The following is a 24372-nucleotide window of genomic DNA, read 5'->3' as shown; positions in this document are numbered from 1 at the left end:
ATACCGGATGAACGATACCTTCAAAGCGCTGTCCGATCCGACGCGAAGAAAAATTCTTCAGCTTTTGAAGGAGAAGGATCTTACCGCGGGAGACATCGCCGATCAATTCAACATCTCCAAGCCGAGCATCTCCCACCATCTGAACATCCTTAAGCAAGCCCGGCTTGTCCAAGATGAGAGACAAGGCCAGAACATCATTTACTCCATCAATCTCACCGTCATGCAGGAAGCCATGGGCTGGTTTCTCGGCATGATCGGAACAAAAGGAGAACCATCCGATGACAAACACGAATGAAAACCAACAAGTTAAATGGTCTAAAAACGACTGGATCATGCTAGGAACGAATGCGCTGCTGTTCGTTATCTTTTTCATAATCTTCGATAATCGACTTCCCGCTAACATGGCTTCTCACTACAACATTCACGGCGAACAAGACGGCACCATGGCGAAGTGGAGCTTCTGGCTCATGTATGCAGGGATCGGCTTGGCCTTGCCGACCTTCTTGTCCGCGATGCGTTATATCGATCCCCGCAAAAATAACTACTCCCGTTTCGAAGGTTACTATCAACTGATGCGCTGGGCAATCAGCCTATTCATCCATGCCGTAATCTTGCTAGTCATTTTGGATAACATCGGTTACAAGCTGCCAGCCATTCAACTGGTCGTCGGCGGCATTGGCCTCCTATGGATGATCATCGGCAACCGAATGGGCCAAGTGCGCAGCAACTTCTTTGTCGGAATCAAGACGCCCTGGGCTTTGTCCGACGAGAACAATTGGCGTTTAACCCATCGCCTGGCCGCTCGGCTTTGGTTTATCGCCGGTCTGCTCATGTTTGCAAGCGCTTGGTTCGTTCCCTCTCCTTGGACCGTAGGAGTATTGCTTACCTGCGCATTGGCAAGCTCACTGATACCGACCGTTTATTCCTATATTTTATCCAGGAGGAAATAACATGAATCGAATATTCCCACTCGCGATTGCTTTAGCATTACTGCTGACGACAATTCCAATGACGGCAGCGGCAACAGGAATCAAATTCAAGCTGATCGTTGATAACAAAACGCTCGTTATGCCCGACGCCCAACCTTACAAGGGCTCGAAAGATGTGATGATTCCCCTTAACTATGCCGCACAATCTTTAGGCATAAAGGTAAGCTTCAACAAGAACACCAAAGAAGTACAACTCACTAAGTCGACCGTAAAAGTTTCCTTCAAGCTCGGAAGCAGCCAAGCGGTTAGCGGCGCAAGCAAGACCGTGACGTTCAAGGCTCCTCCGGCAGCCAGACAGAATCGGTTATACGTACCTTTGTCCTTCTTTACGGAAGCACTCGGTTTTAAGACCTCCTTTAATAGCGTCCGTGCGGAAGCTATCATCAGCACGCTTAAAAGTAATGATGAAATCATCTCTACCCTCGTAAAACAGCTATCTTCCGGCGCTTATCAGCAGTTGTCGGACGACTACTTCGACGATACCGTGAAACAGGCGATTCCCGTAAAAGCTCTGCAAGCAGGTTGGGAACAAGTCGCTTCGGCAGCGGGCAATTATGTCGGCATTCAAACGATTCAACAAAATCCCAAGATTACGGACAGCAAAGAAATCAACGTCCTAATCGAGTTCTCGAAAACAAACGTATCTCTTATCGTCAACCTTAACGATAGTAACAAGGTAATCGGCATGCGGTTAAACCTCGTTCAGCCCGCCGGGACTCTTCCCGCAAGCCTCGCGGAAGAAGAAGTGGTCGTTGGAGCTGGAACGGCCTACCCTTTGCATGGGACTTTGACGCTCCCAAGAAATGCAAGCGGACCGCTTCCGGCAGTCGTGCTTGTTCAAGGATCCGGTCCGAGCGACCGCGATGAGTCGGCAGGCGGTTACAAACCGTTCCGAGATTTGGCATGGGGACTGGCACAGCAAGGTATCGCCGTTCTTCGTTACGATAAAAGGACATTCGTATACGGGAAGAGCTTTACTCCGGACATGATAGCCAAGTTTACTGTTAAGGAGGAAACGATCGACGATGCGATCGCCGCCTCCAAACTGCTTAACGGCGACAAGCGAATCGATGCTGCCCGAGTATACATTGCCGGTCACAGCTTAGGAGGCATGCTTGCTCCGAGAATCGATGCCGAAGGCGGCAACTTCGCCGGCTTAGTTATTATGGCGGGTTCCACCCGTTCGTTATGGGAAATCAGCGCTGATCAGAATAAAGATTTCATCCAGGCAATGGACGATAAGGATCCCGCGAAAAAGACGAACGAGGCGTGGCTCGCCTCCGAGCTGCTTAAAGCCCAGAACATCCGCAGCCTGTCGGATTCGGAAGCAATGGCCCAGCTATTTTTCGGAATACCCGCTTATTACTTCAAAGAAATGGACAGCCATAACACCAAGGATATCATTAGCAAATTGGCCAAACCCATATTTGTCCTGCAAGGCCAGGACGATTTCCAAGTTTATGCAAATAAAGATTATCTTCTATGGCAAGACCAGCTTAAAGGAAACCCGAATGCCGCCTTCAAGCTCTATCTGGGCCTCAATCACTTCTTTGTGAACTATGATGGCAAGGGTAAAAATACGACAGAAGAATATCAGCACCCAGGCAATGTCGATTCTCAGGTCATTCAAGATATCGCTAACTGGATAAATAAGAAGTAAACTAGTGACCTAGAATCTTCAAACCTATAACCGCGCCAACGACGAGACTGAGGAAAAATATTCGGCGTATTTGGCGGGACTCTCCATAGAACAGCATTCCGACGAGAGTCCCGCCTACTGTTCCTATTGCCGTCCATATCGCATACGCCGTGCCCATCGATATCGACTTCATGGCTATGGACAATAGAGTGAAACTGCAAGCGAATCCCGCGGTAAGCAAGAGCATGCTCTGTTTGTCGCGTCGCTCTTTTAACCGATTCATGCCCATTACGCCTACGACCTCGAACAATCCGGCGAATACCAATGCGATCCAAGCCATTACTTCTCCACCTCCCGCTTCTCTGTTGTCGTCGACATTTTAAGCCCGGCTATTCCGATGACCATCACGATAACCAAAGCCAGTTTGCCCGCGTCCAAATGAATATTAAAGAAAATAGATTCCGCCAGCACCGTCCCCGCCGCGCCAATCCCCGTAAAAACTGCGTAAGCCGTACCGACGGGTAGAACGCGCGTAGCGTATATTAATCCGAAGAAGCTGAGTAAAATTCCGACAGCGGTCAAAATCCATTCACCCGCATTTGACGCGTGCTTCAAACCGGATACCCAACCAATCTCGCATAGTCCAGCCAGCCAAAGCAGTACCCAATAACGATTCATGCCGCACACCTCCGTCTTGTATTTTCTTGTATTTTGTCCAGGCAAGCCAAACAGATTCCTTAAAACGGCAAAACAAAAAACCCGAAGCATCGCGGACTCCCCGTAACGTCTAGCGTTACTTCGTGCCTCATCGATACTCCCGGGTTTTTATCCCGCCGTGTTCATCTTCCCCCTACGATTAACTTACGGGAAGACGCGCCCCCTCTCGGACCGAACCGGCACAAACGTATGCGCCGTGGAACCCTAGAGAGCCTATTTCCTGATGATGTCATTCCAAAATACTTCACATAACGTGTTAAGTCAAGGGTTTTTACGATAAAGCGTACTTCGAGGCGGAAGGCCGGGGTCTTCTATCGGTTCCTCCGGCTCGACCACCAATGCCGATAACTCAGCCGCCGCTTGCTCCGCTGCCGCTTGCTGAGCTTCTCTCTTGGCAATCATTGTCGGAGAGTTGCCGAGCCTCCGTGCGCCTGCTTCACGCAGCCCTTGCCAAATAGACGCGGAACGAGGCGCGGCAACATATTCCACCTGTTCGTCCGGTGCTAGAATGAGGCCGAGCTGATAATGTTCTCCCGCATACCTCGCACGCTGAAGGAATTTAATATGTCCTTCTCGGTTAACGACCTCTAGTTTACAGAACGCCGATTGCCGCTGGAGAGCCGCATGCAGCTCTTCTTTGGTGCGAACGGTCATACCGTTAACCTTCTTAATCACTTCGCCGGACTGAAAGCCCAACTCGGCAGCTGGCGTGTCCGGCAATACCGCTAACACTTTCACTCCTGTACCGTCTTGAGAGTAACGCGGGTTCTGGCCCTTTTCCCGCATTCGGCTAAGCACTAGAAGTCCTTCGTGCAACACGAACGCCGCGATAGCCGCGACTACGCCAAGCGGGGACCAGAACTCGGATCCGGCCGCCAACGCTGCGATAACTACCCCGTATATCATAAGCGCGTTACCCGAAACACGCGCCTTTTCCTCCGGCCAATAAGCGGTCGTACGATCGCTGAACCCGATCAACACGGGAAATGCGAGCAAACCCCAACTTACCGTGTCGCCCCCGATTCCGAATAAAGGCGTCCACGGCAATTCGAATCCGCCTCCGCTTCCCGCCGGAATAAGGCATATCAGAGGAATGGGCCATACGCCGGATAGCGCATAAGCCCCCATAGGCTTGCCCCTTTTCCCTTGGAGGAACAAAGGAATTGCCAGCTTAGAGCCCTGCAGCCGTACGAGAAAACCTTCCGCAACATGCAGAATTCCCGCCATGAAAAGCAACCCCGGCACATCGATCGAGGAAAGCGTATGCAAAGTGTCGGCGAACATCCCTTGTGTCTTGTCCATGCCGGTCCATTGTGAAATGGACTGCAGCAAGCCCAACGCTCCTGCCGCATAAGCAAGGCAAATATACCGCAGCCGGAATAAGGCTAGTACTCCCATGGCAACCCATAGGAAAAGAATCGTTTCGGAAGTAAAATCGGCTCCGGCTCCCAACTCCGCTATGGATAACACGGCACCGACAGCAGCACCCGCCGCTACTCTCGTTAACGTCAAGTTCAGAGCCCCGTACAATCTAACGTGAAACAGCTTACGCTGCAACGTAACCCCGAGCCGAGCGTGCCACCATACGAGCGCAACCGCAATATAGAAATACGGCAGCGTGAACAATCCGATCGCGGCTTGTCCCGCCTCCCGCAATACATTCAGCAGAGGATCCACTTGCCCCTCCCCTTTCGTAAAAAAGGAAGTTGACCTATGGTCAACCTCCTAAAGTATTCGACAACAGCGAGTGAAATCCTTCCCGTCTTAGAAAAACCGGAGGCTTTGCCTGGCTTTGCCTTCGGCCTTTTTACTTTTGGCGGATATCCGTAATAAAGCAATCGTACCCGTGAACTCCCTTGTAACTCTGGGGGTCGACCGGTCCGACACTCCAGTTCATGCCTGCGCTGTTCGCGAAAACGTATCATTATCCCCTCGCATCAGGAGGAAAACAGGACCACCGCAGCCTCCCCTACCTCCTTTCCGCGAAAACGTACCATTATCCCATCCGATCAGTAGGAAAATAGGACCATCGCAGGTTCCCCCCCCCCCTCCTTTCCGCGAAATGCACCTTTATCCCATCCGGTCAGAGGGAAAACACTTGGTTCATACAGTTGAAAATAAACCCAGAACGCTGAAATTTTACCCGATATCTCTTGAAAATAGAACGTATGTTTGGTATGATGAAAATAAGAACAAATGTTCTATTTGAGGAGGCCGTCTATGTTTCTGGATCATCTGACCTTCGAGGCATTTTGCCAGCAGTTCAACTCCGAGCAGGCTTGCGCCGAGGCGCTGTTCGAAGCCAGATGGCCGGACAGCTTCCGTTGCCCGACCTGTCGTCATCCTCACTTTTATCTCATCCGTACGCGCAGACTGCCTCTCTACGAATGCCGCTCCTGTCGCCATCAGACGTCTGTCATCGCCGGCACCATCATGGAAGGCAGCCCCACTTTATTGACCCGCTGGTTCCAAGCGATGTTTCTACTCTCCCGGCCTTCCGGCATCAGCGCCTCTCGCCTATCCCAAGTGATTCAGGTCACCTATAAGACCGCATGGCTCATCGCAAGAAAAATCCGCCATGCCCTGCAACAAGCCGATGAAGGCGATCCGCTCACGGGTGTTGTGCGAGTTGACCCTATCTCTTACGGTTATACGTATTATAGCGAGGCCCAGCAGCCGCTGTTGATCGGCGGATCCCTCAATGAGCGAGACGAGCCTGAGCAGGTAAAAATTAAACAACCGGATCCCAGCCATGTGAATAACGCGTTGAGGTGGATTGAAAAACCTGGTGTCCAAGCGTTCGTAAACGATCATACGGATGGAGAGGCCGTGACGGTTTCGCGCGGCAAACTTCACCCTGCTTTGAACCCCATCAAGTGGAAGGTGACCGCGTGGCTGAACAATACGTTTAATGGCATCGGGGCCAAACATTTGCAGGCTTATTTAGACGAGTTTTGTTTCCGATTGAACTTAAAACTCCGCCATGCCCCGGTCTTCAGCCAACTGCTCCATTGGTGCGCCGTGACGCCAACCTTAACTTACAAAGATCTGACCCGCAGCAAATCGGTTCTCACCGTTCCCTGGGTGGTCTGGGGAAGCAAAGCGAAGTGGAAAGGAAAATATCTCACCCTATGGAATGCTTGATGCTTGGGATGACTGCTTTTTAAGTTGCCGATAATCCGTTCCATTCCAATTCACTAAACGGCAAATTTGTGCGTGGTATCCGGGAATTCGTTGATTGCAACTCCCACTCGAATCAGCATTCGAATATCCGTTCATTGGCAACATACTCCGTCATGGCATTCAAATATCCGCTGATTGGCAACTCCCTCTCAAATCATGGCATTCGAATATCCGCTGATTGGCAACCCCCTCTCAAATCATGGCATTCGAATATCCGCTGATGGGCAACTCCCTCTCAAATCATGGCGTTCGAATATCCGCTGATGGGCAACTCCCTCTCAAATCATGGCGTTCGAATATCCGCTGATGGGCAACACACTTCTGAGGCAAGGGGATAATGGTACCATTTCTCCGAAATGGCGCGGAAATTAGGTACCGTTTTTCCCTATTCTTCCCAGATGAGTAGATGTCCACAAGCTTTCTGATCGTACAAATAAACCGGCTATTCCCTGGCTAGCAATTCACTGGCAAGCAATTCCTTGGCTTTGTCTAAAGCGACTTGCCACTGCTTATCGTTATCCGGATTTTGCAAATTCACGTACAGCACCTCTTCCAGCCGTTGAGCCGTAGCCGCATCTACTTCTCCCGTAATGGGCAACGACTCGCGTGTTTGAAAGGCCTCGAGTGCAGTCTTCGTCGCTTGGCTGAAGTATCCATCGTTGCGATCCGCAGGAAATCCGACGCCAGCAAGTATGTTCTGGAGATTTTTAACCGCTTCGCCCGTGGAATCATATTTGAGTATAAGATCCCGCGGCAATCGCGACGCCAAGAAATACTCCGGTTGAGCAACCGCGACGTCCGGCGCGATTCCCTTCTCATGAACCCAAGTCCCGTCAGGCAGAAGCCATTTGTTAACCGTCAGCTTAACGATGCTGCCATCACCCAGAATATCGTTAAAAGGGACTTGGACCGTACCCTTCCCATAGGTTGTTTCACCAACGAGCACCGCATTGGCCGATTGCTTCAATGCCCCAGCAAGAATTTCGGCGGAGCTGGCGCTACCTTTGTTCATGAGCACGACGATCGGAAATCGCATATCGGCTTTCGCTCCATTATTGGCATAATCGACCTTGCGATTTCCGTCCCTGGACTCGGACTGTACGATCGGCTTCCCTTTCTCCAACAGCTGATCCGCTATTTCAACAACCGACTTTAGCAGTCCCCCCGGGTTGTCGCGAACATCGATAACGAGCGCCTTCAAGCCACTGATCTCCATTGTTCTAAGCGCGTTCGCAACTTGGACGGAGGTATCCTCATTAAATTGGTTGATCCGCAGATGCCCAATGCCATCGGAATCCACTTCGGCATGGACCGTTTCCAGATCGATTCGATCTCGAACGAGTTCTAGATCTAAAGGTTCTGATGAGCCGCTGCGTTGAATCCTTAACTTGGCCTTCGTCCCTTTAGGCCCTCGAATCTTGGATACGGCTTCGCTTAAAGTCAATCCCTGCAGGCTTTCTCCATTCACGGACAACAAAATATCCATAGGCTTCAATCCCGCTTTTTCCGCCGGAGACCCTCGAATCGGCTCCTCCACGACGATAGCCCCATGATCTACTCTTAAGTTGGCTCCGATTCCGGTAAAAGCGCCTTGAAGCGTATCGTTGAATTTCTCCGCTTCCTCTTCGGACTTATATACGGAGTACGGATCATGCAGCGATTCCACCATTCCCTGAATGGCACCGTCAAGCAACCGGGATCGATCCGTCGACAATAGGTACCGCTGTTCGATTAAACTTAGCGCTTTATTCATTTTATCCAACTCGCCCTGCTGCAACCCATCCGAAGAATTAGGAGACGCTACGCCTCGTTGCGTATTGGGCGTCAAATAACCCCAGCTAGGGAGCTCCAGGAAAATATAAGTCACCATACCGGCAGCAATAGCCGTCAGCACTATCATGGCCACAACGGTGCGACCTCGAAACCACACGTGGACCCCACTCCTTGAAATACGGCATATTGTAAGATTATGACAAGCCCATTCCGGATATCCTTTATTTATGATTTAGCTTGACGACCAAAAACAGCCGTCACCCGACAATCGCGTCGGGGGAGCGGCTGTCCCTCTTGATGCTACTTCAAATAAGGAGCGGGATTGACCGGTTCGGAATTTTTGCGGACTTCGAAGTGCAAATGATTACCCGTGGATTGACCGGTCGAACCGACCATACCGATTTTTTCCCCTCTTTTGACGGTCTCACCCTTCTCCACAAGAACTCCGCCGTTCATCAAGTGGCCGTAGAGCGTCCACAAGCCGCCGCCATGGTCGATGATGATACAGTTACCGTATCCGCTCCAGGATTGGGCGACGATAACGACGCCAGTCTCTGCAGCGTATACCGGCGTTCCTTTGGGAGCCGCCATATCCATGCCGGAGTGCAATTTCTTCTTGCCCGAAATCGGATGGATACGATACCCGAAAGGCGACGACAGATGCCATTCCGATTTCAAAGGCATGCCCAGTTTGCCGCCCTTGTAGTAGTTCTTGATCCGGTTTTTCTTCGCTTCCAATGCGGAAGCTTTCTTGGCGAGCTCCGTAAGCTGCTTCTCGGATTCCTCGCTGATCTCTTCCATGTCCTCGATCTGCTTGGCAATCTTGGACATCATCACTTCTTTATCCTTCTCGTTCTGCTCCAGCTCCGCCTTATGGTCTTCCATTTCGGCATAGAGCGCTTTAACGTCTTTAAGCTCTTGCTCGATTTGCGCTTTCTTCGCGGTAACTTCATCCGAGTAAGCTTTTTTCTCATCGGCAATGTTGCGATCTTGAGTCACGATTGATTCTACCGCATCGAAGCGATCCAGAAAATCGGTAAAGCTTGTCGAGCTAAGCAGAACGTCCAGATAGGATACCGCACCCGTCGTATAAGCGAGCCGAACTCTAGAATCCATCAACTCTCTACGGTTATTGAGCTGCTTAATCGCATCTTGAAGCTCTTCACCCGTCACGTACAGCTTTTCTTCGGCGACGGCTATTTTGGATTGGGTCGTTTCCAGCTTTTTCTGGACTTGATCGATACGGCCAAGCAGTGCTTCGATATCTCCCTTGGTCGCTTCTTTCTTGCCTGTGAGGGCTTTCACGTTATTTTCCGCATTTTTCTGATTGTGGGCCGCGCGTGCCATATCTTCTTTAAGCTGTTTCAAATCCCGGTCTATCTTCTGGATTTCGGAGAGAGCTTGTCCATCATAAGGCTTTACGATAAGTGCGGTAACCAGAAGCATGGCCAGAAGCAGCACTAATTTCCTTTTCACAAAAGTCCTCCTTCGGAAGCGGGTTTACCGCATCCAAATATCGGTTAATAAATAAATGTTACACTTTCAAATATCTGCGAACCGAGATTGTACTGCCCCAAATTCCGAGTAATGTACCCAACACAACAATCGTTCCGCCTACCAAGAAGCGGACTTCGTTTACTGTTGCAAATTCAATCATATATAAGCCTACGTCCGCGCTTGTCGTCCGAACCAGCTGGGAGTATCCGTACATCAGAATAGCCGAACTTATGAACGATCCTCCGAAGCCGATAATCGCGCCCTCAATAAAAAACGGCCAGCGGATAAAACTGTTGGTCGCGCCCACCAGCTTCATGATCGATATTTCGCGACGGCGTGCGATTATGGTCATCTTGATCGTGGTTGAGATAAGGAACATCGCCATAACCGCAAGTCCCAACACGATAAAAATGCCAATATTGCGGACGGCATTCGTGATGCTGAACAGCTTCTCAATCGTCTCTTTGCCGTATTTGACCTTAGTAATGGATTTGGCCGGGTCGGTTAAGTTAAGCGCTTCGATCTGTTTAGCGATGAAAGAGACTTTCTGCGGATCAAACGCTTCGACTTCGAAGGAGTCCGGCAACGGGTTATTCTCTTTCTCATATCCGTCCAGCGCATCCTTGCCGTCAGCTCCCATGCTTTCGCGAAACCGTTTCAGTCCTTCGTCTTTAGATACGAAAGTGACCGATTTCACTTCGGGGATACGCTTGATCGAGCGTTCGATTGCGTCGCTCTTCGCTTTCACGGTATCTAGCTGTAAATAGACATTAATTTGAACTTGGCTGTCCAATTGATCCGCAAGCTTGTTCACGTTAAGCGCTAACAACATGAAGATGCCGAGAATAAACAACGATACGGCGATGGAGCTTACGGAAGCGAACGTCATCCAACCATTACGTCCTACGTTCTTAAACCCTTCGCGAATGTGACGGGCAACGGTACTAAATTTCATAACCGTAATCCCCTCTCAACTGATCGCGAACGATGCTGCCCCGCTCGATTGCGATAACGCGTTTACGCAGCGTATTTACGATTTCTTTGTTATGGGTGGCCATAACGATCGTCGTTCCGCGGAAATTAATCTCTTCAAGCAAATTCATAATGCCCCAAGACGTCTCGGGATCCAAGTTTCCCGTCGGCTCATCGGCAACGATGACGGCGGGACTATTCACGATTGCGCGGGCAATCGCGACCCTCTGCTGTTCTCCCCCCGAAAGCTGGGCAGGCAAGCTGTTTGCCTTATGTTTTAATCCGACAAGCTCCAGTACTTCCATCGTGCGTCGACGAATCGTGCGGCGCGGAGTTTCAATGACCTCCATGGCGAATGCTACGTTCTCGAATGCGGACAACTTAGGCAACAGCTTGTAATCTTGGAAAATAACGCCTATGTTGCGGCGAACGTACGGAATTTTGCGATGCTTCAGCTTGCCTATATTGAAACCATTAACGGAAATTTGCCCTTTGGTTGGCACTTCTTCCCGGTAGATCAGCTTCATGAACGTTGATTTCCCTGCGCCGGACGGTCCAACTATGTATACGAACTCATTGCGGTCAATGACAACGTTTACCCCCTGAAGGGCCGTTGTTCCATCGGGATAGGTCTTCCAGATGTCCTGCATTTCAATCACGTTATCACTTCCTGTTAAGATTCAGACCTTAGTTACTTCGACATCATGCCTGAATTTCCTCTCTTTGTCGATCTTTATCTAGAGAATTATGTCGAGAATTACCGGTTTATCCTGTGTTGGGCATGGGCTTTAGGTAATTTTTGAGAATTTTTTAATGTTAGGGAAAACGAACTGCGTAATTTAATGTATATATAGTTAGTAACATTCGTAAAAGATATAGCATGAAGCGGAGATGGGGTCTGACATGAAAAAAGGATGGCTAATTGCCAGTTTGCTTACGCTTGTCGTTATCGGAGCCGGGGTTGGCGGAGCGATTAGTTACGGAAGCGATGATAAATTGCCGGAAGGGTTCAATGTTGGCGGTTTGACGGTCGGGGGTCAGACGGCTGATTCGGCGTTGAAACAAATTCAAATTCGGCTCGACGAATTGGAAAAGGTTGAGATTACGGTTACGCCTCCGACTGTTAATGGCATGACGGGCCGTTCATTTTCAGATGCGACTCGGACGCTTAAGCAGTTGGGTATGAATGTAGATATAAGCGATGCCGTTAAGGCGATCGAGAAATTTCGCGATGTCTCCTGGTGGGATCGGGCAAGATTTCGTTATCAGAAAAAAATCAAAACCGACTACGGGATGCAAATCACCTGGGATGAGGATCAATTCCGCAAGGAAGCCGCTTCCTCTTGGAGTTCAGCAGCCGGATCGGTGCCAAAAGCGGCAACCCGAACCATTAATGAGCAGGATGAGGTTGTCTATACGCCCGAGGTTATCGGTACGGAGCTCGATACTCCGGCTTTGCTGGCGAAGGTGAAAGCCTTTGAACCAAAGAGCTTATCTTCTTTGTCGAGCGGTTCGGATACCAAACATTCCATAGAACTGCCGGTTACGCAAACAACGCCGGAAGTAACGTTAGCCAAGTTGCAGGAAGAGGGCATCGAACGTAAAATCGTCGAGTTCACGACCTCCTTCAGCACAAGCGGACAAGGACGCACCCATAACGTCACCGTAGCCGCTAAAGCCTTGAATGAAACGCTGCTGATGCCGGACGAAATTTTCGAATATGGGAAAATCGTTGATAAGGCGGATAAGGAGTACGGCTATAAAGAAGCTCCCGTCATCGTTAAAGGCAAATTAACGCCCGGAGTAGGCGGAGGCATTTGCCAAGTTTCAAGCACGCTGTACAATGCGGCTCTATTATCCGGACTGGAAATCGTCGAGCGGCGCAATCACTCGCTTGTCGTTCACTATTTGCCGAAGGGACTAGACGCGACGTTCGCGGACGGCTACGTTAACTTCAAGTTCCGCAACTCGACGGGCAAGCAATTATTAATTCGTACGGTTGTGAAGGATAAGACGCTTACGGTGAAGCTGTTTGGAACAATGCCGGATAATATCTCCTATCGCACGGAAACCGTGGAAGTAAAGGAGAATCCTCCGAAAACCGTCTATGTGGCCGATAACAAACTGGCGTTAGGCAAGCAAGACACTCTGCAGAAGGGCGAGTCCGGCTATGTAATCGAATCCTACCGGATCAAGCTCGTTAACGGCGAGGTCGCGGAACGCAAGAAACTGTCCAAGGATACTTATCGCTCGCAAGATTCCTTGATCGCCGTTAACCCGAACGACCCTAGGCTGAATCCGGAGGGCATTTCGCCAACGCCAAGTCCTTCACCAGCCCCTGGCGACGAGGGGCCCGTCGAACCTGTGTGAGGCTATAGATGTCAGGAGTGCATGATGGTTGAGGACGAGTTAATGGATAAAACAAAGGCGCAGTTCCTAGGAGTTGCGCCTTTGTTTTTATATTCACTACAGGCTCTTCGCCTCATACTCCGAGATCCATTCCGCCGTGCGGACTAGCTCGGCTTCTGCCCGCGCAATAGCTGCCTCGACTTGCGGCGTCGCCGTCCCGCCATATACGTTGCGGGCGTTTACGACCGCTTCCGGCTGCAGCACGGCGTAGATCCGGTCGTCGAACAGCCCGGAGAACTGCTTGAACTCATCCAACGTCAGGTCAAGCAGGAACTTGTTCTGTTGGATGCAATACAGCACCGTCTTGCCGATGACTTCATGCGCCTGGCGGAAAGGCAAGCCTTTGCCAACGAGGAAATCGGCGATGTCCGTCGCGTTCGAGAAATCTTGATCGACGGCACGGCGCATCTTCTCCTTGCGCACCTTCATCGTCTCGATCATCGAGGCGAACAGCTGAAGCGCGCCCTGCAGCGTCTTCACCGTGTCGAACATGCCTTCCTTGTCTTCCTGCATATCCTTGTTGTAGGCTAACGGGAGCGACTTGAGGACGGTCAGAAGGCCCACTAGATTACCGTATACACGACCTGTTTTGCCGCGAACGAGCTCCGGTACGTCAGGGTTTTTCTTTTGCGGCATAATGCTGGAGCCTGTACAGAATGCGTCATCCAGTTCCACGAACTGGAATTCCGTGCTGGACCAGAGAATAAGCTCCTCGCTCAGGCGCGACAAATGCATCATGATCAACGATGCGCCGCTCAGAAATTCCACGATAAAATCGCGGTCGCTGACGGCATCCAGGCTATTCTCATACACGCGGCCGAAGTTAAGCTGCTTCGCCGTGAATTGACGATCGATCGCGAAGGTCGTTCCCGCAAGCGCTCCAGCGCCTAAAGGCAACGTATCGATGCGCTTGTAGCTGTCCTGCAAACGTTCGATGTCGCGGCCGAACATGGACACGTACGCCATCAAATGATGGGCGAACAAAATCGGCTGCGCACGTTGCAGGTGAGTATAGCCGGGAACGATGGTGTCCAGGTTCTGCTTGGCTTGTCCGATAAGCGCGGCTTGCAGCTTGTGCAGCTGATCAACGAATTCAACGACGCGCTTGCGCAAGTACAAGTGCATGTCCGTCGCCACTTGGTCGTTGCGGCTGCGGCCTGTGTGAAGCTTGCCGCCGACCGGCCCAATCTCGTCGATCAACGCCTTCTCGATGTTCATATGAATATCTTCGTCGGCAATAAGAAATTCTTGTTCACCTTTAACTATCCGTTGGCGGACCTTCATCAAACCGTCTTTGATTTTCTCGACATCCTCGGCCGGGAGAATCCCGCATTGCCCCAGCATCGTTACATGCGCCAAGCTGCCTTGGATATCTTCCTCTGCCAGCTCTTTGTCGAACGTGATCGACGCCGTATATTCTTCCACCAGTTGGTCCGTTTTCTTCGTAAAACGGCCGCCCCATAACTTGCTCATTCTCGGTATACCCCTCTCAGTTCATTAAAACGGCAAAAGGGGAGCGCCGGCTAACGAAGGTGCCTCCCGCATTGCCCCGCCTGGCGGGGGATGGTTCGGCAGGCTTCGCGCCCGGTTCTCCCTTTTGTCTTTATCAGTTAATGCCGGAAGCGCCGGTGACACCCGAAGAAACCTTCAGGCGCAGCGCGTTCAGGCGGATAAAACCGGTAGCATCGCCTTGATCGTACGCTTTCGTAGGGTCCGCTTCCATCGTCGCGATGTGCGGATTGTAGAGACTAACCGGACTTTTCAGCCCCGCTGCCATGATGTTGCCTTTGTAAAGCTTCAGACGGACGGTACCCGTCACGTTCTTCTGGCTTTCGTTCACGAGAGCTTGAATAGCAAGACGCTCGGGCGCGAACCAGAAGCCGTTGTATACGAGAGAGCTATATTTCGAGATCAAGGAGTCGCGCAGATGCATAACTTCGCGGTCCATGGTCAAGGATTCAATCTTGCGGTGAGCGGTAAAAAGAATGCTGCCGCCCGGGGTTTCATACACGCCGCGGCTCTTCATGCCAACGAAACGGTTTTCCACCATATCTACTCGACCGACGCCATGTTTGCCGCCAATCTCGTTGAGTTTCTCCATGACCGCCAGCGGACTCAAGCTTTCGCCGTTAATGGCGACACAATTACCGCCTTCGAAGTCAAGTTCGATATATTCGGCTTGATCCGGCGCTTTCTCCGGAGAAACGCTGAGTACGTACATATCCTCAACATCGGCCGCGCTGGAATCGAACCAAGGATCCTCCAGCATCCCGCTCTCGAAACTGATATGCAGCAGGTTGCGGTCCGTAGAATAAGGCTTGGAAGCCGATGCTTGAACGGGAATGCCGTGTTTCTCGGCGTAGGCGATCATTTCCGCACGGCCCGGGAATGCTTCCCGGAACGCTTCGTCACGCCAAGGCGCGATCACTTCGATGTTCGGAGTAAGCGCAGCAGCCGTAAGCTCGAAACGAACTTGGTCGTTCCCTTTGCCGGTAGCCCCATGAGCGATAGCAGTTGCGCCTTCGGCGATGGCGATCTCCACCATACGCTTCGCGATCAGCGGGCGAGCGATGCTGGTACCGAGCAAGTACTGTCCTTCATATAGCGCGCCGGCTTGAAACATCGGGTAGATGAAATCTTTAGCGAACTCGGCGCGGAGGTCGTCGATGTATACTTTGGAGGCGCCTGTTTTGAGCGCTTTTTCCTCGAGGCCGTCCAGTTCGTCCTTCTGGCCAATGTCGGCGGTAAAGGTGATGATCTCGGCGTCGTACGTTTCTTTGAGCCACGTCAGGATGACGGAGGTGTCAAGGCCTCCCGAGTAGGCCAGGACGATTTTATTTTTTGCCATGAGATTTAGAGCTCCTTTAGATAAAATAGTACAGCTATCCCTTACGTTCAGGGAGAATTAGCATGAAGAGCCGCAGCCGATCGGTTAACCTACATAATCGCAGCCATGACCGCTTTCTGCGCGTGCAGGCGATTCTCGGCTTCGTCGAAAATCACGGAGTGCTTGCCGTCGATCACGCCTTCGGTTACCTCTTCGCCCCGATGTGCTGGCAAGCAGTGCATGAACAGATAGTCTGCTTTGGCATTTTTAACGAGTTGCTCGTTGACTTGATAGTTTTTGAACGCTTTCTCGCGTTCCTTCTGCTCTTCCTCGAAACCCATGCTCGCCCATACGTCGGTGTAGATAATATCCGCGCCTTCGACGGCTTCTCTGGCATCTCTTAGAACATCGATGCGCGCACCGGTCTCGGCAGCCGCTTCCCTGGAGGATTTAACGGAGCTTTCGCTCGGATCGTAGCCTTCAGGGGAGGCGCTGGCGAAATGCATGCCCAGCTTAGCCGCTCCCATCATAAGCGAATGAAGCACGTTGTTGCCGTCGCCGATGTAAGCGACCTTGAGTCCTTCTAGCTTGCCTTTATGTTCGAGCACCGTCTGATAATCGGCGAGCGCCTGGCACGGATGCGATTGGTCGGATAATGCATTAATGACGGGTATCGTCGCTCCGCGAGCCAATTCCACCACATTTCGGTGACCGAATGTCCGTAAAATAATTCCGTCGAGATATCGGGACATCGTCTGGGCGGTATCGCGAATCGTTTCCCCGCGGCCCATCTGAATGTCGTTGCGGCTAAGAAACAGCGCTTGGCCGCCCAGTTGGAACATGCCGACTTCAAAGGAAACCCGCGTGCGAGTGGACGATTTCTCGAAAATCATGCCCAGCGACTTGCCCTTCAACGGCTGATACACTTCTCCGGACTTCTGCTTGCGTTTGAGCTCTATGGCTAAATCCAATAAGTAGCGGATTTCTTCAGGCGAATAATCGACAAGTCCGAGAAAATCCCGGCCTTTCAGTTGCAAAGCGATTTCTTCAAGGTTTGCTGCGGTTGGCATGGCAATCCCTCCAATTTCCTTAAGAGCTAACGGATTTCGCCGCTGTTTGTTCCGTAAGTACGGCAGCGATCAGTTTCACCGCTTCGTTAATATCTTCATGCGTAACGAGCAAGTTCGGCAGCAAACGAATAACGTTCGGCCCTGCCGACACAACGAGTAGTCCTCGGCTATGCAGCTCCGCGATAAGCTCAGCAACCGGACCGTTGCAGACAATACCAATCAATAGTCCTTTGCCGCGGATATCAACAACATTCGGGAGACCATCCAGCTTCTCATGCAATAGCCCAATCAGATAGGCCGATGCTTCCGCTCCGCGCTCTACCGCTTTTTCTTTCAACAGCGTTTCGATCGTGGCCGCAACGGCAGCCATCGCGATCGGCGTCCCGCCGAAGGTCGAGGCGTGTGCGCCGGGTACGAAAGCCGGTCGAACGTGCGCTTTAGCCAGCATTGCGCCAACCGGGAACCCGCTTCCGATTCCTTTGGCCAAAGTGAACACATCCGGTTCAACGTCATAATGCTCATAGGCGAACAGCTTGCCCGTGCGTCCCATGCCGGTTTGAATCTCATCCAAAATAAGCAATATCCCGTGACGGTCGCACAAGGCACGCACTTCCTTAAGGAAACCCTGATCGACGGGGATAACGCCGCCTTCAGCTTGCACGAGCTCCAACATGATAGCAGCCGTATTCTCGTTCACGGCCGCTTCAAGAGCGGCAATGTCGTGCAGCGGAACATGACGGAAGCCTTCCGGCAACGGCAAGAAGCCTTCTTTCACTTTGTCTTGACCGGTCGCGGTCAGCGTCGCTAAAGTCCGTCCGTGGAACGATTGGTTAAAGGTGATGATCTCATACCGATTGTTGCCCTTCACCTTCTGATGGTAACGACGGGCTATCTTAATTGCCGCTTCATTCGCCTCCGCGCCGCTGTTGCAGAAGAACACGGCGTCCGCGCAGCTATTATCGACGAGCAGCTTCGCGGCCTTCTCCTGGTTCGGGTTGCTGAACAGGTTGGATACGTGCCATAGCTGGTCGAGCTGCTGCACGAGGGCATCCTTAACGGCATCCGGCACGTGGCCAAGGTTCGTTACGGCCAATCCGCTCATGAAATCCAAATACTCTTTCCCTTGGTCGTCCCAAAGTCGGCTTCCCTTCCCCTTCACTAACGTGATTGGGTACCTGGCGTACGTCGGAAACAACGCGCTGTCACTCATCCCGATCTCTCCTTTTCGACTTTCTAATCCCTTACGATCCGGGTTCCGATATGGCCTTCCGTTACCGCTCGGCTCAGCACCCGAGGCATGGCGCCATCGACGATGAGCACTTCCTTAACGTTGCCGTACAAACAATTCATTGCTGCGCGTACTTTCGGAATCATGCCGCCGTATATTTCTCCACTTAGAATCATTTCTTCTATGTCTGCAAAAGTAACCTGCGAAAGTACGACCTTCTCCCCATTCACCGTGCGCATAATGCCGGGAACGTCCGTAACGACGATCATCGTATCTACGCCAAGATGGGAAGCGACCGCACCCGCCGCGGTGTCCGCGTTGATGTTATATCGTTGGCCGGCTTCATCTATGCCGATTGGGGCAATAACGGGCAGGTAACCGAGCCCGATTATACCTTCGATTAAGGGAGCATTCACTCCGGTAATATCGCCGACAAAGCCCATTTCTTGAGCGTTGGCGATAGGCGATGCTACTAGAAGGTTGCCATCGGTGCCGGAAAGACCGATCGACTTAGCGCCGTTCTTCTGCAGCTTGCGTACGATCTCTTTGTTGATCCGACCAGCCAGCACCATCTCAACAACATCAAGAGTCGCTTCATCCGTAACGCGAAGTCCGCCCACGAACCTACTCTCGATGCCCAGCTTACCGAGCGTCTCGTTAATGGCAGGGCCGCCGCCGTGTACGATAATCGGCTGAACACCCTTCTCCTGCATCTCGCATATATCTTCGAAGAACGCGTCTGGAAGCGCCGCGAGCGTGCTGCCGCCGCATTTCATCACAAACCTTTGATTACTCATGAATGTCCGATCCCCTTACGTCCGATAAGCGGCGTTGATGCGTACGTAATCGTACGTAAGATCGCAGCCCCATGCCGTCGCTTGCCCGCTTCCCATGTTCAGGTTAACGTTGATGCCAACGGTATCGCCCTTTAAGTACTCTAACGCAATCTCTTCGTCGAAAGGAATCGGCCGCGATTGATCGAGCACGAGAATATCCCCAAGACGGATATCTACCGTGCCCACGTTAATCGGTTGACCCGCCCGACCGACCGCGGCGATGATTCGTCCCCAGTTGGCGTCTGCGCCGAATACGGCGGATTTCACTAGGCTTGAGCCGATGATCGTCTTCGCGATCGCTTGCGCCGCTTCGTCGCTTGCCGCGCCGGTAACCGTCGTCTCGATCAGCTTCGTTGCGCCTTCGCCGTCGCGCGCGATCGCTTTGGCCAACTCCGCGCATACATGGCGCAAACCGTCCACGAATGCTGCGAAGTCAGGATGGCTTCGCGTTAATTCACTATTTTCCGCCAATCCGCTAGCCATAGCCACTAACATATCGTTCGTGCTTGTATCCCCATCAACGGTTATCATGTTAAAGCTGACGTTCGTTACTTCACGCAAAACCTCTTGCAGCAGCGGTGCCCCAATACGGGCGTCTGTCGTTACGAATCCAAGCATTGTCGCCATATTCGGATGAATCATCCCCGAGCCTTTGGCCGCTCCCGCGATCGTGACTTGTTGTCCATCAACCGTGAGAGTAACGCAGCTTACCTTCTTGACCAAGTCGGTCGTCAGTATAGCCTGGCAGAAGTCGTCTGATCCTTGAACGTCGCCTCGCAGCCTCGCGGGCAATTTCTCGATTCCGGAAGTTACGCGATCCATTTTCAACAATTCGCCGATGACGCCGGTGGAGGCTACAGCCACATGTTCCTTACCCACGCCGAGCGCTTCCGCCATATTCGCTTGCATCGTGCGTGCATCGGCTTCGCCTTGCTCCCCCGTGCAAGCGTTGGCGTTGCCGCTGTTGACGATAACGGCGCGCAATACGCCGCCTTGGCCCAAAGCCTCGCGCGTCACCTGAAGCGGTGCCGCCTGAAACAAATTCGTCGTATAAACCGCAGCCGCAGCCGCTGGAACATCGCACACAATGACGCCAAGATCGTGACGATCCGTTTTTTTCAAACCGCAGTGCAAGCCTCCGGCTTTAAAGCCTTTGGGCGTCGTGACGCCCCCGTCTTGCACGATCGAATAACGCTTATCTCCCATGATAGCCGCTTCGTTCCTCTCGTTCTCGTATTAAGGGTACACCGGCGTGAACTGCAGTCCGAGCGTCTCGTCCCAGTTCATGAGCAGGTTCAAATTCTGTATCGCTTGGCCGGCCGCGCCTTTGACCAAATTATCGATAACCGAAATGAAAGTGATGCGACCCGTTCTTTCGTCGACCGAGAAGCCGATGTCGCAATAGTTCGTGCCCCATACTTCTTTCGTCGCCGGCCAATTTCCCACTTGGCGCACGCGGACGAACTTCCGACCTTCATAGAATTGCCGATAGAGTTCCACGAAATCTGCGCTCGTTCTTTTGTCGGTCAGCGTGGCGTACATCGTGCTCATAATGCCTCTTGTCATCGGCACCAAATGCGTCGTGAAAGTCGTAATGACCGGACGCCCAGCCGCTTCGGAGAGCACTTGCTCAATTTCCGGGGTATGCTGGTGTTTATTTATTTTATAAGCTTTGAAGTTTTCGTTGATTTCCGAGTAATGCGAGCTTAGGTTCAAGCCCCGTCCCGCCCCAGACACACCGGACTTGGCATCGATAATAATGCTGTCGGGGTTAATCCACCCCGCCTTCACCGCCGGATACAATCCTAGCAGCGCCGATGTCGTGAAACAGCCGGGATTGGAGATGAAATCCGCACCCGCAACTTGCGATCCATACACTTCGGCAAGGCCATATATCGCGCGGTCTACGAGCGTTTGCTCGGCCGGCTCATGTTTATACCACTCCCGATACACATCGCCGGATTTCAGCCGGAAGTCGCCGGAGAGATCGATAACCTTAAGGCCAGCCTCCAGAAACTCGGGAGCCAGCTTCATGCTGATCCCATGAGGAGTCGCCAGGAAAACGACATCGGCTTTCGAGCGAATGTTTTCGACGTCGATGCCGTCAAGCAAGTCCGTACGGATTTCCGTTAAATGCGGATAACCTTCGGCAATCGGCGTTCCCGCATTAGACGAGGAAATAACCGACGTGACCGTAACGTTAGGATGAGATTGAAGCAATCGGATGAGTTCGACGCCGCCGTAGCCGGTAGAACCGACGATGGCAGCGCGGATTTGAGTAGTTGTCATAGTGGACTCCCCCATGCCTATAAAAAAAGTACAATCGGTCTTTTGGCCAAACCATCCTCATTGTACCGGATAACGTGCTTGAATGAAAGCCGAGAATGCAGCCGGGCCGCGATCAAATCCCATAGGATCGGAATACATCGTTCGATTGAAGAATTATGTATTATTATACATCGAAAGTATTATTTATTCAACGGTTCAATTGCCGAGATTTCAACAATTATAATAACCGACTTCCATCGTGAAAGCCTTCACCGAGCACTTCGGAAGCATTGGTGATGATTACGAAGGCATCCGGATCCGCATCGCGAACAAGCAGCTTTAGTCTTAATACTTCATTCTGTCCGACAACAGCCAACAGAACGGGACGGTCGTCTCCCGTATAACCTCCGACCCCTTGAAGCTTCGTCAAACCCCGATCCAATTCATGCAGGATAGCCTTCGAAACGAGTTCAGGATGCTTGGATATAATAAAAGCCGCCTTGGAGGTTTGAAATCCAGTCTGTATGATATCGATTGTTTTGCTCGTTGCGAATAAGCCGATCAGAGCGTATAGCGCATTTTCCAATGAAATGAATATTCCTGCGGAGAGAATGACGAGACCGTCGAGAAAGGCTACCGCTAACCCCAGTCTTAAACCTACCACGCGGTGAACGATTTGCGCGGCGAGATCCAGTCCCCCTGTCGAGCCTCTGCCTCGGAACACGAGGCCTAGGCCAATGCCAACTCCAAGACCGCCGTATAAGGAGGCCAGCAGGGGATCGTGGGTTGGAGGCGTCAAGTGCGCGGTTAGCAAAACGAACAGAGGCAATACAATGGAACCTACGGCCGTTTTCACGCCAAAATATTTGCCAAGCACCAGAATACCCACAATGAACAATGGAATATTAAGCGCCCACTGAGTGTACGCCGGCGGTATTTGGTACAGCGTGTTCAATATAACGGATATACCCGACACCCCGCCCGAAGCAATCCGGTTAGGCAACAGAAACATGTTAAAGCTAGCTGCTATGAAAAAAGAACCGATCAACATAGCTGTGTAGCTGAATAGGGTGCGAACTCCCGGCGGAAAACGGCGAGCTGCGCGTTTATTTACCTTTGCCTGCATAGGCGAGACTTTATTGCGCGGATCGGTCATGAATATTCCTCTTCCTTGGATGGATCTTTACTGCATGAATTAAGTGTAGGGAGTTGATGACATGGTTATGCATATTGTACCACCCATTTCCAATTGATTGTTTAAGCATGCAATTAGGCGGAGATAATAATCCTAATAATTTTTCAGCGAAGTCATTGATTCTGTTATTCGCACCACACCCAAAGTGATTAATCGCCGGAGAGATCATCTGATGATGATGAACTTTGATCATCTCTCCGTACTCATTCAAGATCTTAAACTCAACGCTTTTATCGAGCAAGATGATGAAGGGGGTTATATCGCCTCTTTCGCCGAGATTGATGATCTTATTGCAACTGGCGCAACCGAAGCTGGAGTATTAGAAAATTTAGTGAAAGAATTAATTGAATATTCTTATGAATATTTGCAAGAACAGTTCACGCTCTATTTCAATTCTCCAAACAGGAGAAAACATTTCCCGTATGTCATTAAAGTAATGATGCACAATACCCCTCTTACGATCATGGAGTTCATTAATGTCCAACACAAAGGATCATAAGATAGCAAACAATACTCGCCTATGTTGTTTGCTCTGGTTCTGAAACAGCTGCATGCTACAAAAGAAGAGTTCAATTCAAAAATATAAGCCACAGGATAAGTTGCCCTGTGGCTTTGTTGCGTTTATTGAGCTTCCTGCCTGATCTGGCTTCGTAAGAAACCGTCGATGAAAGCATCCAGATCGCCGTCCATGACCGCGCCCACGTTCCCCGTTTCCACCGATGTACGGTGATCCTTAACCATGCTGTAAGGATGGAAAACATAAGAGCGTATCTGGCTGCCCCAAGCAATGTCCATATGCTCTCCGCGCACTTCGGCCAGCTCTTTCTGCTGCTCTTGGATTCTCAGCTCGTAGAGCTTGGACTGCAGCATCTTCATGGCTTTCTCTCGGTTCTGAATCTGAGAGCGCTGCGTCTGGCAAGCAACGACTACCCCCGTTGGTATGTGGGTGAGTCGAATCGCCGAATCCGTCTTATTGATGTGCTGACCCCCGGCTCCGCTGGCACGGTAAGTGTCGACCCTCAAATCCTCGGGACGGATCTCAATATGGATTTCATCATTGATCTCCGGCACAACATCGCAGGAAACGAAAGAAGTATGCCGTCTGCCCGAGGCATCGAACGGAGAAATCCGCACAAGCCGATGGACGCCTTTCTCCGCCTTCAGATAACCATACGCGTTATGGCCCCTTATTTGGATCGTAACGCTTTTAATCCCCGCTTCGTCTCCCGGAAGATAGTCGAGAAGTTCGACCTTGAAGCCGCGTTTCTCCGCCCATCTCGTATACATCCTGTACAGCATTTGGGCCCAATCCTGCGATTCGGTTCCGCCTGCGCCCGGATGAAGCTCCAGGATGGCATCTAGTTTATCGTAAGGCTGGTTGAGCAGCAATTGAAGCTCGAAAGAGTCGACTTTGGCGGTAAAAGCGTTAACGCTCTGCGTCCATTCGACAGCCATGGATTCATCCAATTCTTCTTCAAGAATCTCCAGCATATCTTCTAGATCTTGCTGCTCGTTCGCCAAGCCCTCGAACTGGTCAACTACGGACTTAATCGCATTCATCTCGGCGATAACGGCTTGCGCTTTCTCGTTGTCGTCCCAGAAATTAGGATCGCTCATCTTGACTTCGTAGTTCTCGATTTGTTCCTTCTTCAGATCTAAGTCAAAGGGACCCCCTGAGTTGCTGGAGTCGCTTCGCATTTCCACGAAGGTCTTGCTTAACCGTTACGTCTAGCTCGAACATGTTGAAATCACCTCATCGAATCTTGTGC

The 24372-nt window shown here is 51.4% G+C and carries 22 protein-coding genes and 1 riboswitch; of the genes, 6 read left to right on the top strand and 16 right to left on the bottom strand.

Features of this window, described 5'->3' with window-relative positions; all coding sequences use genetic code 11:
* Positions 1-7 precede the first annotated feature (7 nt).
* From K7P76_RS11040 to K7P76_RS11030, 3 genes are read left to right on the top strand one after another with little or no spacing between them, the layout of a single operon-like run.
* Positions 8-295, top strand: a complete 288-nt coding sequence (locus K7P76_RS11040; protein WP_232185346.1) for an autorepressor SdpR family transcription factor — start codon at positions 8-10, stop codon at positions 293-295.
* Positions 279-950 carry an SdpI family protein gene (locus tag K7P76_RS11035; RefSeq protein WP_232185345.1) on the top strand — a complete coding sequence of 224 codons (672 nt, stop codon included), beginning with the start codon at positions 279-281 and terminating at the stop codon, positions 948-950. Before K7P76_RS11040 ends, K7P76_RS11035 begins: the two co-directional genes overlap by 17 nt.
* Position 951: 1 nt before the next feature.
* Positions 952-2649, top strand: coding sequence for an alpha/beta fold hydrolase (locus K7P76_RS11030; protein ID WP_232185344.1), 1698 nt, complete (start codon positions 952-954; stop codon positions 2647-2649).
* Position 2650: 1 nt separating this feature from the next.
* Here K7P76_RS11030 and K7P76_RS11025 read toward each other — a convergent pair whose 3' ends face one another.
* The 3 genes from K7P76_RS11025 to K7P76_RS11015 all read right to left on the bottom strand — a co-directional run bounded on the left by K7P76_RS11025 (position 2651) and on the right by K7P76_RS11015 (position 5022).
* Complete coding sequence (locus tag K7P76_RS11025) at positions 2651-2968, bottom strand: DMT family transporter (protein WP_232185343.1); 318 nt, start codon at positions 2966-2968, stop codon at positions 2651-2653.
* Positions 2968-3306 (bottom strand): DMT family transporter, encoded by a 339-nt coding sequence (locus tag K7P76_RS11020; RefSeq protein WP_232185342.1) that lies wholly within the window; start codon positions 3304-3306, stop codon positions 2968-2970. The genes K7P76_RS11025 and K7P76_RS11020 overlap by 1 nt, the downstream gene beginning before the upstream one ends.
* Positions 3307-3440: 134 nt before the next feature.
* A riboswitch (guanidine-I (ykkC/yxkD leader) is annotated at positions 3441-3564 on the bottom strand.
* 42 nt (positions 3565-3606) lie between these two features.
* Positions 3607-5022 (bottom strand): PDZ domain-containing protein, encoded by a 1416-nt coding sequence (locus K7P76_RS11015; protein ID WP_232185341.1) that lies wholly within the window; start codon positions 5020-5022, stop codon positions 3607-3609.
* A gap of 543 nt (positions 5023-5565) precedes the next feature.
* Between K7P76_RS11015 and K7P76_RS11010 the strand changes: the two genes are divergently transcribed.
* Positions 5566-6489 carry a transposase gene (locus K7P76_RS11010; RefSeq protein ID WP_232185340.1) on the top strand — a complete coding sequence of 308 codons (924 nt, stop codon included), beginning with the start codon at positions 5566-5568 and terminating at the stop codon, positions 6487-6489.
* Positions 6490-6970: 481 nt separating this feature from the next.
* On the opposite strand, the gene K7P76_RS11005 is transcribed toward K7P76_RS11010, so the two are convergent.
* From K7P76_RS11005 to ftsE, 4 genes are all read right to left on the bottom strand, one after another.
* Positions 6971-8458 carry a S41 family peptidase gene (locus K7P76_RS11005; protein ID WP_232185339.1) on the bottom strand — a complete coding sequence of 496 codons (1488 nt, stop codon included), beginning with the start codon at positions 8456-8458 and terminating at the stop codon, positions 6971-6973.
* A 143-nt stretch (positions 8459-8601) separates the two neighbouring features.
* Positions 8602-9777, bottom strand: a complete 1176-nt coding sequence (locus K7P76_RS11000; RefSeq protein ID WP_232185338.1) for a murein hydrolase activator EnvC family protein — start codon at positions 9775-9777, stop codon at positions 8602-8604.
* Positions 9778-9835: 58 nt separating this feature from the next.
* Positions 9836-10753: a permease-like cell division protein FtsX gene (gene ftsX / locus K7P76_RS10995; RefSeq protein WP_232185337.1), complete on the bottom strand. Its 918-nt coding sequence runs from the start codon at positions 10751-10753 to the stop codon at positions 9836-9838.
* On the bottom strand, positions 10743-11429 hold the full coding sequence (gene ftsE / locus K7P76_RS10990) for a cell division ATP-binding protein FtsE (protein ID WP_232185336.1): 687 nt from the start codon (positions 11427-11429) through the stop codon (positions 10743-10745). Before ftsE ends, ftsX begins: the two co-directional genes overlap by 11 nt.
* 244 nt (positions 11430-11673) lie before the next feature.
* On the opposite strand from ftsE, the gene K7P76_RS10985 reads away from it, so the two are divergent.
* Positions 11674-13140, top strand: a complete 1467-nt coding sequence (locus K7P76_RS10985; protein ID WP_232185335.1) for a VanW family protein — start codon at positions 11674-11676, stop codon at positions 13138-13140.
* Positions 13141-13236: 96 nt separating this feature from the next.
* Here the strand turns inward: K7P76_RS10985 and argH are convergent, their stop codons facing one another.
* From argH to K7P76_RS10945, 8 genes are all read right to left on the bottom strand, one after another.
* A complete protein-coding gene (gene argH / locus K7P76_RS10980) occupies positions 13237-14652 on the bottom strand; it encodes an argininosuccinate lyase (RefSeq protein WP_232185334.1) in 1416 nt (471 codons plus the stop codon).
* A 133-nt stretch (positions 14653-14785) separates the two neighbouring features.
* Positions 14786-16027 (bottom strand): argininosuccinate synthase, encoded by a 1242-nt coding sequence (locus K7P76_RS10975; protein ID WP_232185333.1) that lies wholly within the window; start codon positions 16025-16027, stop codon positions 14786-14788.
* A gap of 89 nt (positions 16028-16116) precedes the next feature.
* Complete coding sequence (argF, locus tag K7P76_RS10970) at positions 16117-17076, bottom strand: ornithine carbamoyltransferase (protein ID WP_232185332.1); 960 nt, start codon at positions 17074-17076, stop codon at positions 16117-16119.
* A gap of 19 nt (positions 17077-17095) precedes the next feature.
* The gene (argD, locus tag K7P76_RS10965; protein WP_232185331.1) at positions 17096-18286 is read right to left on the bottom strand and encodes an acetylornithine transaminase; all 1191 of its coding nucleotides are present in this window, start codon (positions 18284-18286) and stop codon (positions 17096-17098) included.
* Between the two features lie 23 nt (positions 18287-18309).
* Positions 18310-19101, bottom strand: a complete 792-nt coding sequence (argB, locus tag K7P76_RS10960; protein WP_232185330.1) for an acetylglutamate kinase — start codon at positions 19099-19101, stop codon at positions 18310-18312.
* Between the two features lie 15 nt (positions 19102-19116).
* Positions 19117-20346, bottom strand: a complete 1230-nt coding sequence (gene argJ / locus K7P76_RS10955) for a bifunctional glutamate N-acetyltransferase/amino-acid acetyltransferase ArgJ (protein WP_232185329.1) — start codon at positions 20344-20346, stop codon at positions 19117-19119.
* Between the two features lie 30 nt (positions 20347-20376).
* A complete protein-coding gene (argC, locus tag K7P76_RS10950; RefSeq protein WP_232185328.1) occupies positions 20377-21429 on the bottom strand; it encodes an N-acetyl-gamma-glutamyl-phosphate reductase in 1053 nt (350 codons plus the stop codon).
* Positions 21430-21646: 217 nt separating this feature from the next.
* Positions 21647-22564 (bottom strand): YitT family protein, encoded by a 918-nt coding sequence (locus K7P76_RS10945; RefSeq protein WP_309244750.1) that lies wholly within the window; start codon positions 22562-22564, stop codon positions 21647-21649.
* A gap of 154 nt (positions 22565-22718) precedes the next feature.
* Here K7P76_RS10945 and K7P76_RS10940 point away from each other — a divergent pair, with 154 nt between their 5' ends.
* Positions 22719-23102, top strand: a complete 384-nt coding sequence (locus tag K7P76_RS10940; protein ID WP_309244753.1) for a RelB antitoxin-like protein — start codon at positions 22719-22721, stop codon at positions 23100-23102.
* A 122-nt stretch (positions 23103-23224) separates the two neighbouring features.
* On the opposite strand, the gene prfB is transcribed toward K7P76_RS10940, so the two are convergent.
* A protein-coding gene (gene prfB, locus K7P76_RS10935) for a peptide chain release factor 2 (RefSeq protein WP_232185326.1) occupies positions 23225-24344 on the bottom strand; the annotation gives its coding sequence in 2 pieces (ribosomal slippage) (positions 23225-24265 and positions 24267-24344; 1119 coding nt in all).
* Positions 24345-24372 lie beyond the last annotated feature (28 nt).

Origin of the sequence: Cohnella silvisoli (genome assembly GCF_021190915.1) — a bacterium.
Classification (GTDB): domain Bacteria; phylum Bacillota; class Bacilli; order Paenibacillales; family Paenibacillaceae; genus Cohnella; species Cohnella silvisoli.
Note: the sequence above shows the minus strand (reverse complement) of the source record. Positions and strands in the feature narration are given on the sequence as shown.